This is a genomic window from Microbacterium sp. HA-8, from assembly GCF_046111165.1.
Taxonomy (GTDB): Bacteria; Actinomycetota; Actinomycetes; order Actinomycetales; family Microbacteriaceae; genus Microbacterium.
This window is the reverse complement of the sequence record NZ_CP162025.1, coordinates 60,683-73,272: the sequence shown is the minus strand read 5'-3', so window position 1 is coordinate 73,272 and position 12,590 is coordinate 60,683. Positions and strand designations below refer to the sequence as shown.

The 12,590-nt window shown below is 70.4% G+C and carries 13 protein-coding genes; 6 read left to right on the top strand and 7 right to left on the bottom strand.

Annotated features, from left to right (window positions below; translation table 11 throughout):
* The 4 genes from AB2L57_RS00375 to AB2L57_RS00360 all read right to left on the bottom strand — a co-directional run bounded on the left by AB2L57_RS00375 (position 1) and on the right by AB2L57_RS00360 (position 3,651).
* Positions 1-819 carry an ABC transporter permease gene (locus AB2L57_RS00375; protein ID WP_409047794.1) on the bottom strand — a complete coding sequence of 273 codons (819 nt, stop codon included), beginning with the start codon at positions 817-819 and terminating at the stop codon, positions 1-3.
* 40 nt (positions 820-859) lie between these two features.
* Positions 860-2,086, bottom strand: coding sequence for an ROK family protein (locus AB2L57_RS00370; protein ID WP_409047793.1), 1,227 nt, complete (start codon positions 2,084-2,086; stop codon positions 860-862).
* Between the two features lie 112 nt (positions 2,087-2,198).
* Positions 2,199-3,176 (bottom strand): SRPBCC family protein, encoded by a 978-nt coding sequence (locus AB2L57_RS00365; RefSeq protein ID WP_409047792.1) that lies wholly within the window; start codon positions 3,174-3,176, stop codon positions 2,199-2,201.
* Positions 3,163-3,651: a transcriptional regulator gene (locus tag AB2L57_RS00360; RefSeq protein WP_363331350.1), complete on the bottom strand. Its 489-nt coding sequence runs from the start codon at positions 3,649-3,651 to the stop codon at positions 3,163-3,165. Before AB2L57_RS00360 ends, AB2L57_RS00365 begins: the two co-directional genes overlap by 14 nt.
* A gap of 347 nt (positions 3,652-3,998) precedes the next feature.
* On the opposite strand from AB2L57_RS00360, the gene purL reads away from it, so the two are divergent.
* The 4 genes from purL to AB2L57_RS00340 all read left to right on the top strand — a co-directional run bounded on the left by purL (position 3,999) and on the right by AB2L57_RS00340 (position 8,815).
* Complete coding sequence (purL, locus tag AB2L57_RS00355; protein WP_409047791.1) at positions 3,999-6,374, top strand: phosphoribosylformylglycinamidine synthase subunit PurL; 2,376 nt, start codon at positions 3,999-4,001, stop codon at positions 6,372-6,374.
* Positions 6,375-6,382: 8 nt separating this feature from the next.
* Entirely contained in the window at positions 6,383-6,517 is a 135-nt protein-coding gene (locus AB2L57_RS00350; RefSeq protein ID WP_292812293.1) for a hypothetical protein, read from the top strand.
* 84 nt (positions 6,518-6,601) lie between these two features.
* A complete protein-coding gene (locus AB2L57_RS00345) occupies positions 6,602-7,834 on the top strand; it encodes a hypothetical protein (protein ID WP_409047790.1) in 1,233 nt (410 codons plus the stop codon).
* A gap of 36 nt (positions 7,835-7,870) precedes the next feature.
* Positions 7,871-8,815 carry a hypothetical protein gene (locus tag AB2L57_RS00340; protein ID WP_409047789.1) on the top strand — a complete coding sequence of 315 codons (945 nt, stop codon included), beginning with the start codon at positions 7,871-7,873 and terminating at the stop codon, positions 8,813-8,815.
* Between the two features lie 427 nt (positions 8,816-9,242).
* Here the strand turns inward: AB2L57_RS00340 and AB2L57_RS00335 are convergent.
* Both AB2L57_RS00335 and AB2L57_RS00330 read right to left on the bottom strand, forming a co-directional pair.
* Positions 9,243-10,426, bottom strand: a protein-coding gene (locus AB2L57_RS00335) for an IS3 family transposase (RefSeq protein ID WP_409047788.1) whose coding sequence is annotated in 2 segments (ribosomal slippage) — positions 9,243-10,171 and positions 10,171-10,426 — 1,185 coding nt in all. Because the reading frame shifts where the segments join, the coding sequence is not laid out codon by codon here.
* Between the two features lie 259 nt (positions 10,427-10,685).
* On the bottom strand, positions 10,686-11,150 hold the full coding sequence (locus AB2L57_RS00330) for an SRPBCC family protein (RefSeq protein WP_409047787.1): 465 nt from the start codon (positions 11,148-11,150) through the stop codon (positions 10,686-10,688).
* An 83-nt stretch (positions 11,151-11,233) separates the two neighbouring features.
* Between AB2L57_RS00330 and AB2L57_RS00325 the strand changes: the two genes are divergently transcribed.
* A complete protein-coding gene (locus tag AB2L57_RS00325) occupies positions 11,234-11,572 on the top strand; it encodes a phage baseplate assembly protein V (protein WP_409047786.1) in 339 nt (112 codons plus the stop codon).
* On the opposite strand, the gene AB2L57_RS00320 is transcribed toward AB2L57_RS00325, so the two are convergent.
* Positions 11,563-12,003: an SRPBCC family protein gene (locus AB2L57_RS00320; protein ID WP_409047785.1), complete on the bottom strand. Its 441-nt coding sequence runs from the start codon at positions 12,001-12,003 to the stop codon at positions 11,563-11,565. The genes AB2L57_RS00325 and AB2L57_RS00320 overlap by 10 nt on opposite strands.
* Positions 12,004-12,095: 92 nt before the next feature.
* Here AB2L57_RS00320 and AB2L57_RS00315 point away from each other — a divergent pair, with 92 nt between their 5' ends.
* Entirely contained in the window at positions 12,096-12,491 is a 396-nt protein-coding gene (locus tag AB2L57_RS00315; protein ID WP_292812279.1) for a VOC family protein, read from the top strand.
* The last annotated feature ends 99 nt before the right edge of the window (positions 12,492-12,590 follow it).

Below are 12,590 nucleotides of genomic sequence, written 5' to 3'. Positions count from 1 at the left end.
TCATCGCCTTTCCTGCCATCCGGTGAGCTTCGATTCGGCCAGCAGCAGCAGGCGGTCCATGACGAGCCCGAGGATGCCGATCATGACGATCCCGACGAAGATCGTCGCGAGGTCGTAGTAGAGCTGCGCGTTCTGCATGCGGTAGCCCAGGCCCGCCTGCGCGGCCAGCAGCTCGGCTGCGACGAGCGTCGCCCAGGCCGATCCGAGCCCGACGCGCATGCCGACGAGGATGAACGGGGTGGATGCCGGCACCACGACGCGCAAGAAGATCGTGCCGTCCTTGGCGCCCAGCACGCGCGCCGCGTTGATGAGGGTGCGATCGACGCTCACGACGCCCTGGTAGGTCGAGATGACGCAGGCGAGGAACGCGGCGAGGAAGATGACGAACACCTTCGGCACCTCGCCGATGCCCAGAAGCACGAGCACGAGCGGCAGCAGCGCGAGCGGCGGGATGGTGCGGAAGAACTGGATCCACGGCTCGAGCAGGCCGCGCGCGACGGTGTACCACCCCATGAGGAAGCCGGCCGGGATCGCGACCGCGGAGCCCAGGATGAAGCCGCTGAGCACACGCCCGAGGCTGGCGAGGATGTCCTCCTGGAGGATTCCCGCCTGCCAGAGCTGGACCGCCTTCTGGACGACCTCTGCAGGGGTCGGAAACTGGAATCCCGCGAGCGCGAGGCCCCACCAGATGCCGATGCCGAGCACGATCGAGACGATGTTCAACCCGATCAGCAGGTTGCGACTGCCGGCGCCCGTCTTCAGGCGCTTCTGCTGCTTCTCGGATTCGGTGCGCACGGCCTGCGTGGTCACGGTAGCCACGAGGCCTCCTCGGTGGCGCGGTCGGGTAGGCGGCGCGTCATCACGAGCTCCTTCGGTCGTCGGTGGGCGCGGCGGCGGATGCCACGGGCTCGGGGTACCCCGCGAGCAGCGGGGATTGATGGAAGAGCGCTGCGATGGCGCCGATCGCGCCGTCGTCGTCGCCGAGTTCCGCGACGCGGACCTCGGGCGCCGTGGCGGATCCGGGCAGACGCTCGAAGTGAAGGGTGTCGCGTGCGGCGGTGACCAGGGCGGGAGCGACGCGGGCGATCTCGCCGCCGATGATGATGTGCGCGGGGTTGAGCACCATGGCGGATGCTGCCAGCACGCGCCCGAGCGCCGCGCCGGCCTCGCGCAGCACCTCGTCCACGACGGGGTGGCGGCGTTCGATCTGCAGGGCGAGTTCGTCGAGATCCGCCACGGCGACACCCCGAGCGGTGCACGTCGCGAGCACGGCGGGCGCGGAGGCGACCGTCTCGAGGCAGCCGCTCTTACCGCAGCGGCAGCCGAGGCCGCCGTCCACGGCGCGCACGTGGCCGAGTTCGCCCGCGAGGCCCACCGCACCGGTGACGAGGCGTCCCGCGACGACGACACCGCCGCCGACGCCGTCGGCCAGGCGCGCATAGACGACGTCTCCGCCACCCCCCGGCAGGTTCATGGCCTCTGCGAGCGCGGCGAAGCGCATGTTGTTGTCGATGATGACGGGAGCGGAGAAGCGATCCTGAAAGACGTCGCCGACGGTGACGCCCGACGACATCCGTCCCCAGCTCTCGGCGAGTTCGAGACCCGCGGTCGAGACGGGGCCGGGTACGCCGATGCCGATCGCCTGCAGTGCCCCGAAGTGCAGCCCATGCTCGCGCGCCACGTCGTTGATGAGCGTCAGCGCGGCATCCAGACGTGTGGGCCACTGGGCCCCGTCGTCATACCCCGCTCGCCCGCTGGCGACGATGTCGTGCGACGCGTCGGCGACGACGACGCGCACGCGGCGGTGGCCGAAGTCCACGCCGAGGTATTGGCCCGCGCGAGGGTCGAGGGCAAGCCGCTCCGCCGGTCGTCCGCTGCCGGAGCGTTCGGCCGCATCCGTATCGGCGACGATGATCGCGCCCCGCGCCAGCAGGTCGCTCGTGATCGCCGAGACGGTCGTGCGTGACAGGCCCAGACGCCGCGCGATCTCACCGCGGGCGAGGGCGCCGCGCTCGCGCAGGACGCGCAGGACGCGGTCCTCGTGGGTCTGGCGAAGGAGTGCGTGCACTCCGTTGGGCTTGGGCACCTGCACACGCTAAGCGGCGCCCAATTTTTCCGTCAATGATGTGACAGAAAAACTTCTCGAATCAGCCCGACCTCGACAGAAAGCGCCGGCCCACGGCGCATCGCCCGGCCGCTCAGCCCACGAGCACACCCTCCAGTCGGGCGTACGACGCCTCCATCCCGTCGGTCATGCCGGTCGCGAGCACCATGTCGCGTGTCTCGCGGTCGGGGTACTCGATCACGATCGAGATGAGGGTGGCGCCGTCCTCCTCGTCGAGCGTCATGTCGTTGAGCGTCGACGCGAAGTCCGTGCCCGTCATGTGCTCGGTCGTCACGGCGCGGCGCGGGGGTTCGCTCAGCACGGTCTCGCCGTCGAAGCCGAACTCCTGACCCTCGGTGTCGCCCACCGGCTCCCAGACGTAGCGATAACGACCGCCCACCGTCGGATCGACCTCGCACACGCTCATCCGCCACCCGTCGGGCCCGAGCAGCCACTGCGTCATGAGCTCGGGCTCGGTGTGCGCTCGCCAGACCAGCTCGCGCGGGCCCTCGATCAGCCGCGTGATGCGCACGTGCGTGTCATCGAGCAACTCGGTCCGTGTGCCCTTGCCCTGCGCGTACGCCCGCAATCCGGCGAGTACGCGGTCGAGCTGGTTCATGGCCATGGTCGAGCCCTCGACTGCGCCCATCGCGACGACCTGCTCGAGGGCCTCGCCCGAGGTGAAGTAGGTGACGTTCGTGAGGCGGGTGCCGGCATCCGTCGTCGTGAAGTCGTAGGTGGTGCGCATCGAGGGCATGCCCTCGACCGGATCGCCGTGCTCGTCGGTGAAGCTGTCGAGCACCTCGAACCGGTGCGGCTCCTCGATCGCGAGGAACTCCCATGCCCCCGGCGCCTTCTCGCCCTTCGGGCTGGTCATGAAGTAGGCGGCGCGCCCACCGACGCTGAGGTCGAACGCGGTGAAGGTCGCCGGCCAGCCGGGAGGTCCCCAGAACCGCTCGAGCTGACGTGGCTGCGTGAACGCGTCCCAGACGCGCTCGACCGGCGCGTCGAATTCGGCGACGAGCGTCATCGTGAGCGCTTCGGGGTCGGTGGTGACATCAATCACGGGCATGTCGATCTCCTTCGATGAGTGGTGTGGATGCTGTCGTCTCGGTGTCGGCGGACCGCCCCGCCTCGGCGGCCCGCTCGGCCTCGGCGGCCCGCTCGGCTTCGGCGGCCCCTGACCCTGTCGAAGGGGTCCCCGCGGCGGTTTCGGCATCGTCGGCGAGGATCGCGTCGAGTCGGTCGACGCGGCCGCGCCAGAGCTGCTGGTATCCCTCGAGCAGAAGCCGCGCCCGGGCGATGCGCGCGGGGTCGGCCCGCACAAGCCGCTCCCGTCCTTCGGCGCGCTTGACGATCAGGCCCGCCGCCGCGAGCACGCCGACGTGCTTCTGCACGGCCGCGAACGACATCGAGTACTCCCGCGCGAGCGACGATATGGAGTGCTCACGCGAGAGTGACCGGCGCAGGATGTCGCGGCGCGTCGCATCCGCGAGCGCGTGGAACATCGCGTCGATCTCGGTGTCGGAGAGGGGATATGTAACCATTTGGTTGTACGTTATGCCCGATGGCAGCATCCGTCAAGGCCCCTCCTCCTCCCTCCGCCGCTGCTGCCGGCGCCGGCGCCGGCACTTCCGCGCTCACCTGGCGCTTGCGCGTGCACCCACACGAGGACTTCCGCTCGAGACGAGGATGCTGCGGCACGCAGAATCCTCGCGCCGCGCAGAAGTCCTCACGTCGCGCTGAACCCGCACCGGCCGGAGCGCCGTGAACAGGCTCGGGCGCGCGACCCTGGCGACCCCGGACGACGCGGCGCCCCAGCACCTCGAGGGAGCCGGCGCGCCCCGGCTAGACTGATGCGGTCCGGCATCCCGTGATCTTGGAGCCCAGCCGCGTGACCATCCCCACTTCCGACGGCCGCGCCGCCGTCTCCCCCCGGCCCGCCACCGACACCGTCGACAACGCCGAGGCCACCCCCGAGCGCGAGCAGCCCTACGCCGCCCTCGGCCTCAAGCCCGACGAGTACGACCGCATCCGCGAGCTGCTCGGCCGACGCCCCACCAGCTCCGAGCTGGCCATGTACTCCGTGATGTGGTCGGAGCACTGCTCGTACAAGTCGAGCAAGATCTACCTGCGCGAGTTCGGCCGGCGCATGACCGACAAGATGCGTGAGCGTCTGATGGTCGGCATGGGACAGAACGCCGGCGTCGTCGATGTCGGCGAGGGCTGGGCGGTGACCTTCAAGGTCGAGAGCCACAACCACCCCAGCTACATCGAGCCGTTCCAGGGCGCCGCGACCGGCGTCGGCGGCATCGTGCGCGACATCATCTCGATGGGCGCGCGGCCCGTCGCCGTCATGGACCAGCTGCGCTTCGGCGCCATCGACCACCCCGACACGGCACGCGTCGTGCACGGCGTCGTCAGCGGCATCTCGTTCTACGGAAACTGCCTGGGCCTGCCCAACATCGGCGGCGAGACGGTCTTCGACTCGGTGTACCAGGGCAACCCGCTCGTCAACGCGCTGGCCGTCGGCGTCATGCGCCACGAAGACATCAAGCTCGCCAACGCCTCGGGCGCCGGCAACAAGGTCGTGCTGTTCGGGGCGCGCACCGGCGGCGATGGCATCGGCGGAGCGTCGATCCTCGCCTCCGACACCTTCGCCGACGGCGGGCCCACCAAGCGCCCCGCCGTGCAGGTCGGCGACCCGTTCGCCGAGAAGGTGCTCATCGAGTGCTGCCTCGAGCTGTACCAGGGCGAGCTCGTCGAAGCGATCCAAGACCTCGGTGCCGCGGGCATCTCGTGCGCGACGAGCGAGCTGGCCGCCAACGGCGGGTCGGGCATGCGGGTCGATCTCGAGAACGTGCTGCTGCGCGACCCCACGCTCACGCCCGAAGAGATCCTGATGAGCGAGAGCCAGGAGCGCATGATGGCGATCGTCGCGCCCGAGAAGCTCGACGCCTTCCTCGCCGTGACCGGCAAGTGGGATGTCGAGACGAGCGTGCTCGGCGAGGTCACGGGCGATGGGCGCCTGCTCATCCACTGGCACGGCGAGAAGATCGTCGACGTCGACCCCGCCACCGTCGCGATCGACGGGCCCGTCTACGAACGACCGGTCGCCTACCCGAGCTGGCTCGACGCGCTGCAGGGCGACTCGGCGAGCGCCCTTCCGCGCTCGAGCGATCCCGCGACGCTGCGCGAGCAGTTCGCCCAGCTGCTCTCGAGCCCCAACCTCGCCGACACCTCCTGGGTGACCAACCAGTACGACTACTACGTCATGGGCAACACCGCCCTGTCGTTCCCCGACGACGCCGGCATGATCCGGGTCGACGAGGAGTCGGGTCTCGGCTTCTCGATCGCGACCGACTGCGAGGGCCGGCTCTGCCAGCTCGACCCGTACGCGGGCGCGCAGCACGCGATCGCCGAGGCGTATCGCAACGTCGCCGTCTCGGGTGCGGTCCCCACCGCCGTCACCGACTGCCTGAACTTCGGAAGCCCCGAGAATCCCGAGGTCATGTGGCAGTTCAGCCGGGCCGTCGAGGGCCTGGCGGATGCCTGCCGCGAGCTCGGCATCCCCGTCACCGGCGGAAACGTCAGCTTCTACAACCAGACCGGCGACCAGCCGATCTACCCGACGCCGGTCGTGGGCGTTCTGGGCATCATCGACGACGTCGCCCGGCGCATCCCGAGCGGGTGGCAGGATGCCGGCGAGAACATCTACCTGCTGGGTGTCACCGCCAACGAGCTGAGCGGGTCGGAGTGGGCGCACGTCGTGCACGGGCACCTCGGCGGACTGCCGCCGAAGGTCGACCTCGCCGCAGAGAAGCAGCTCGCGGAGCTGCTGCACGCAGCATCCCAGCAGTCTCTGGTCTCGAGCGCCCACGATCTCTCGGGTGGCGGGCTGGCACAGGCCCTCGCCGAGGGTGTGCTGCGCTTCGGGGTCGGCGCGCGCGTCTGGCTGCGCGAGCTCATGGAACGCGATGGAGTGGATGCCGCATCCGCGCTCTTCTCCGAGAGCACGGGCCGCGTGCTCGTCACCGTCCCGCGCGAAGACGACGTGAAATTCCGCGGGCTGTGCGAGGGCCGCAGCTACCCGGTGCTGCGCATCGGGGTCACGGACGTGTCGCCCGCGGGCGAGGCGGAGCTCGAGATCCAGGACCTGTTCACGGTTCCGCTGTCGGAGCTCGGCACCCTGTGGCGCGACACGCTCCCGGCCGCGTTCGGGCCGACGATCGGCGAATTCGAGGCGCCCGCGGCGCCCCCGGTGGCGTGAGGACGAGCATGAGCGACGACGACGAGTACCGCGGCTTCGCCGACAAGCGGCAGAAGCGGATGCGGGTGACCGCGTGGATCGTGATCGCGGCGCTGATCATCGGCGGTGGCGGCGCAACGGTGCTCGCGCTGCTCTTTGGCTGACACGCGCCGAGGGCGATGTCCGGACGCCGGGTGCCATCCCGCGGGACCGCTGACACCCTCGCGACACGCGATTAGCATGAGGTGATGGACCCTGTCTTCGCGTTCGCCGCGGAGTTGTGGTGGCTCGGGCCCGTCGTGATCGGCGGGGGCGCGGCGTCGTTCGCGGCGATCCGCTACGGACGCCGACACCGCGAGCGCACGATCGAGTACGCCGCGGCGCGACATGAGCTCGACGTCGCGCGCGCCCGACTCCACGGCGCCCGCGCCCAGGTGACGTCGGCGCGGGCCGCGATGCTGGCGGCCAAGAGCGAACGCCAGGCCGGACGCGCCGGCACGGGTGCGATGGATGCTGCGCGCCGGTCGCTCGGCGATGCTCAGCGCGAGATGAGGTCGGCGCAGACGGCGCTGCAGGGGCGCCGGGTGCAGGTGCGTGCCGCGCGGATCGCGTTGCGCGGCATGCCCCGCGACGACGAGCATCTGCCGACGGCGCGGCTCGTCGCCGCCCACGACGCCGTGGTGTCGCGCTGGATGGAGTACGAGACGGATCCCGCGAAGGCGATCGCCTTTCCCACGATGACCGACACGCGTGTGCCCGCGACCTCCGCGCTGCTGACGGCGCTCGATCGAGCCCGGTGGCTGCGTCCGACCTCGCCGAAGGCGAGCATGACGCCCGAGGCGTACTCGCACTATCGCGCCGCGGTCACCGACCTCGAGGCGGCGTTCCAGACCGCCGAGGCCGACGCGTGGCGTGCGGCGGGTGCCACCGGCGGGCCTGGTGGTCGGAGCGGGCTCGGCGGTGGCGGGCTCGGGGGTGGCGGGCTCGGGGGCGATACGGGGTCGCGGCCGTCGATTCCGCCGCAGCTGCGCGGGGCGTGGGACGACCTCGTGCAGAGCGCCCGCAGCACGGCGAGCGCCGCCGCGGCAGCAGCACCCGCGTGGACGCTCGATGCTGTGCTCCGCGCCACCCGCGGTCAGGGCCGCGACGACGCGCACGACCCGGCAGAGCGGACCCGAGCTTCGGATACCGCTGCCGCGCCCGAGCCCCCGCATGCGCCCGAGCCCGAGCACGCGCCCGAGGATTCCCCGGCGGAGCGGCGGCCCCAGCGTTCCGAGGCGCCGCCCGCACCCGCGGCTTCCTCCGCTGAGCGGCGGCCCCAGCCTCCTGCCGCTGAGCGGCGATCGGAGCCGCCGCCCCAGCGAAATCCGCGGCCGGAGCCGGAGCCGCGGCGGGAGGCCCCCGCATCCTCATCCATCCCCTCGCCCTCGCCCTCGCCCTCGCGGCGGGTGTGGCCGGTCCCGCGGCGATCCTCGGACTGACCTCGCCCGGGTCGACCACGCGGATAGCATGAGGGGGTGGAGCCTCTCTTCACGTTCCTCGGCAGCTACTGGTGGCTGGTCTTCCCGCTCGTGGGCGTCATGGGCGGGCTCGGCAGCGCCTGGGAGCGCGGGGCGCGGCGGCGCCACAAACGGCGGCTCGAGATCCTGCGTGCCAAGAGTGAACTGCGCACGGCGGCCGTCGCCGGTTCGCTGCCGTCGACTGATTTACAGGTGCCCGGAGCCGCGGATGCCCGCGCCGACACTCCCGTCGCCCGACTGCAGCGCCTGTTCGACGAGCACGATGCCATCACCGCCCGCTGGCTCGACTACGAGCTCGACGTGGCGAAGATCATCGCTTTTCCGGCCATGAGCGACGGGCGCCAGCCGCTGACGGCGGCGTTCCTGCGCGCCAAGCGCAAGGCCGACGGCCTGCGTCCCGCGTCGGTCAAGGCGCGCCTGAGCAAGGAGGCCCTCGCGGAGTACCGGGATGCTGTCACCGAGTTCGCGACCGCGTTCGAGATCGCCGAGCGCGATGCGCGCCGCATCCGCGACTCGTCTTTCACCGAGTCCGAGCGCAAGCGCCTCGACACCGCCAAGCAACTGCTCACGGTCGCGATCGATCAGGCGGCGACGCCCGCGGAACGACAGCTGGCGTACCGTCGCGTGCGCGAGGAACTCGACGGTCTCATCCTGCTCTCGGACGGCGCGATCGATGCGCTCGAGGAGCGGGTCGCGCTGGAGTTGACCTCGGGTCAGGGGTCGGCGCCGGGTCACGGGACGGCGTCGGCGCCTCCGAGTCAGGGGTCCGGGCCCGGCAGCGGTTTCACGGCGACGACGAGGGATGCCGAGCCCGATCCGGATGCTGGGTCCTCCGGCACTCCTCCCCCATCGGCCCCCCGCCCGGCGCCGTCGCCGCCACCCACGAATCCGGCACCTCCCGCCGCGCCCGGACGCATCACCCGCCCCCGGCCTCCGGCCTGACCCCGGCGCGCGCCGTCACCCCCGCGCGTCACCCCGCACCGCGGGCACCACACGGCGAGTGCCACACCGCGCACCACCGCTCCCCTGTCGCAAAGTGCGGGTCCGCAGCATCCACACCCACACAGCGCGACAGCCGAACACCAGCGCCCACCCGCCCCGAATCCTTCATACCGCTCCCCTGTCGCAAAGTGCGGGTCCGCAGCATCCACACCCGCACAACGCGACAGCCGAACGCCGGCGCAGGAGCGCGGGAGCGCGAGGCGCCGCGTTCCCGCGAGATCATGCTCCCGTGAGGTCCGCAACCCCCTTCCGCGCGGCGGGCGAGACGCGAAACCTGGGGGCATGAACGATCGAGATGACATCAAGCAGCCGCAGGACCACCTTCCGCCTGAGGCTGACCCCGAATCCCGGACAGGTGGTTGGTTGGTCAGGCTGCCAGCGTGAGCTGGCGGCGTTCGTACTCTAGCGGGCTGATGTAGCCGATCGCGGAGTGGCGTCTGCGCGCGTTGTACCAGCCGTCGATCCAGGTGTAGGCGCCGCGTCGAGCGGCGTCGATCGTGGCGAACACGTGCCGGTGGTAGTACTCGTTCTTGAACGTGGACCAGAACGATTCCGCGGCGGCGTTGTCCCAGCAGACCCCGGTGCGACCCATCGATCGGAGCACCCCGAGCTCGGCCGCGGCTTCCGCGAGTTGAGCGCTGGTGTACTGGGTGCCCCTATCCGCGTGGAAGACCACCTTCCGTGGCAGGTGACCGCGCAGCGCGACCGCTTGCCGGAGGGCATCCTCGACGAGGTCGGTGTGCAGGCTGTCGCCGACGGTGCGACCGAGCACCCGGCGGGTGTTCCCGTCCCGGACGACACACAGGTATGCCCAGCCCTCACCGGTATGCAGATACGTGATGTCACTGAACCAGGCGAGATCACGCGCGCCCTGATCGAACTGCCGCTCGACGAGGTCGGGGACGGGGAACGGGTCCGCACCTCGGATCGTGGTCGGCGGGTGCCAGGTCCGCGGACTGATCCCGGTGATCCCGTCGGCCTGCATGAGTTTCGCGACCGTCTTACGTGAGACGGCCACCCCAGCATCATGCAGATCTGCATGGATTCGGGGCGCCCCGTATGTCCCGTCGGACGCGGCATGAAACTCGCGGATCTGCGCGGTCAGGACCACCGCCCGCTGCTGCCGGGCCGAGGGCCCCGCGACCTGCCGGGCGCGCCACTCGTAGAACCGGCGCCGGTCGACCCCGAGCAGCAGGCACATGCGCGTAATCGTCATATTCGCCTTCTCCGCCTCGATCACCGCGAACCGCTCCTCGGGTTCTGCTTCGATGCGAAGAAGGCCGCCGCTTTTCCCAGGAACTCGTTGTCCATCCGCAGCTCCGCGACCTCGCGCCGCAACCGTTCCAGCTCGGCACGCTCCGATACCTCCAGCGGCCCGTCCGGCCCACCACCAGCCCGCGCGTGCTCCTGCTGCACCCACCGGCCCAGCAGCTGCGCCCCGACACCGATCTCGCCCGCCACAGCGACGATCGTGCGCCCCGTGTCGATCACCAGCCGCGCGGCCTCACGCCGATACTCCGGCGTATACGTCTTCCTCTTGCTCGTGCCCATCACGGACATCCTCCCCGACAGGCACGCAAACACGCGGATCCCGCCTGGTCAGTGTCCGGAATCCGGGGGCAACCTCACGCCGGAGGAGGAGCGCGATAGCGGAGACGAGATCGAGCAGCCGCGCTACCCGGGTACGGGTACGCCCACTCACGAGGGCGCGGCCTCCCCCGAAACGGCGGCCGAGCCCGAAAAGCCCCTCCGGCACGGCGTCGACAAGCTGCCCCCCTCCGGCCGCTGAACGCTCGCGACGCGCGCGCGATCAGGCGTTGCCGCTCGGCGCGTCTGCGAGCACGCGAAGGAGATGCTCGTTGCGTCGTCTGATCAGCCGGCGCAGGTAGGGCACGAGAATCGCACGCTCCGCGAGGCGACCGAGGATCGGCGACGCGATCGTCAGCGTATCGACCATGACCGTCTTCCCGTCTTCGAGGGCGAATCGATGCTCGTGGCGGAACGATCGGAAGGGGCCCCGCACCTGCTCGTCCACAAAACACCCGGGGCGTTCGAGATGAGTGATCTTCGAAGTCATCGTGAACCAGATGCCGAAGTGTCGCGCACGCCACGTGACCGTCTCTCCGAGACCGATCGACCCGCCGGTGACGCCCGCGATCGCACGTTCGCTCGACCTATCCATGGATGACATGTGCTCGTCGATACTCAACGACAGCTCGAAGAGCTGCTCGACGGATGCGGTCGTCCGCGTGACGAGCGTGAACGAACTGACCATTCTTCGATCCTGCCAGGCGTACGGCGCGGACGATCCCGACTGCACCGCGCCCGCTCGGACAGGCTGCAAGGTACGGTGAGCGCGTGGGCGTTCACCGGGCTGAAGTCATCGCAGACGACGATCCGTCCGGGCGCGGCCGAGTGCAGATCCGGTTTCCCCAGACCGGGCTTGATTCTTGGGCTCCCGTCGTCATCCCGCTCGGCGCCTTCGCCCCCCACGCGGTGCCGATCGGCGCCGGAGTCTGGGTCGCATTCGAAGAGGACGACCTCGAGCGCCCGATCGTTCTGGGACTGATCGAGCCGCCTGCCCGCCGCGATGCTCTGGCGCGCGATCTCGAGGCCCTCGGCGATGCGTGGGATCGGGGTCATGCGGCCGGTGGGGCCGACGCGCAGGGCGGCTCCACACCGAACCCCTATCGCTGACGCTCCTCGAGCAGCCGCTTCGCGCGCGCGAGACCCGTCGCGAGGGTGGCGCGCACGGACTCGGCGATCATGGGCTCACCGAGGCGCAGCATCCCTCTCGGTTCACCCGCCACCGTCGCCACCACGCCGGTGGCCTCGCCCGCATCGGTGAACTCCAGCAGGAACGACGTGGGCAGCATCCCCGCCGTGCTCTCGATCGCCATCCGGCGCGGGGAATCGAAGCGCGTCACGCGCCAGTCGAACTCGACTTCGCGGCTCATCACCCGCATGCGCGTGTGCAGGGTGCTTCCGACACCGAGCGGCGGGGGCGAGGTGAGTTCCTCGGAGATCACCGACGTGTCCCACTTTGCTCGGTTGCGACCGTCGGCCAGGAACGCGAACACCTCATCGACGGGCCTGGCGATCGTGATGGATTCGGTGACGGTGAACATGGCACCCATCCTTGCCCGGATCTCGGCGAAGTGATCCCGGGGGTCGGATGCCGGAGGTCGGCGCCGGCGTCGCGCCGGCGTAGGGTCGGCGCATGGCACGTCTCGTTCCGTACATCCACTTCCCCGGTACTGCACGTGAGGCCCTCACGTTCTATCACGGCGTCTTCGGCGGCGCGCTGGAGCTGCACACGCGGGCCGAGTTCGGCAGCACGGACGGCCCTGCAGACGCGATCGCTCACGGAATACTCGCCGGTCCGGTCGATCTCTTCGCGGCAGACGCCTCGACCGCCACCCGCCCGCTGGTCATGAGCGGCATCATGTTCTCGCTGCTCGGCACCGCCGACCCGCGCACCCTGGAGTCATGGTTCACGGCCCTCGCCGACGACGGAACCGTCATCGATCCGCTGCAGGAGCGACCATGGGGCGCCCACGACGGCACGCTCACTGATCGATACGGCATCACGTGGCTCATCGGCTACGAGGACTGACGCCCGCGACTTTCCCTGCGATCGCGCAACGACGTACCCGGAGGGGCCGATCTCGATCGTCTCGCCGCACTCGTCACCGGCATCATCCGGAGCTGAGCA

Bases quoted from the DNA above. Each gene is read 5' to 3' on its own strand.
- AB2L57_RS00365 (WP_409047792.1), bottom strand. From the start codon at position 3,176: ATGCCCGTGATTGATGTCACCACCGACCCCGAAGCGCTCACGATGACG.
- AB2L57_RS00360 (WP_363331350.1), bottom strand. From the start codon at position 3,651: ATGGTTACATATCCCCTCTCCGACACCGAGATCGACGCGATGTTCCAC.
- AB2L57_RS00350 (WP_292812293.1), top strand. From the start codon at position 6,383: ATGAGCGACGACGACGAGTACCGCGGCTTCGCCGACAAGCGGCAGAAG.
- AB2L57_RS00345 (WP_409047790.1), top strand. From the start codon at position 6,602: ATGGACCCTGTCTTCGCGTTCGCCGCGGAGTTGTGGTGGCTCGGGCCC.
- AB2L57_RS00330 (WP_409047787.1), bottom strand. From the start codon at position 11,150: ATGGTCAGTTCGTTCACGCTCGTCACGCGGACGACCGCATCCGTCGAG.
- AB2L57_RS00320 (WP_409047785.1), bottom strand. From the start codon at position 12,003: ATGTTCACCGTCACCGAATCCATCACGATCGCCAGGCCCGTCGATGAG.
- AB2L57_RS00315 (WP_292812279.1), top strand. From the start codon at position 12,096: ATGGCACGTCTCGTTCCGTACATCCACTTCCCCGGTACTGCACGTGAG.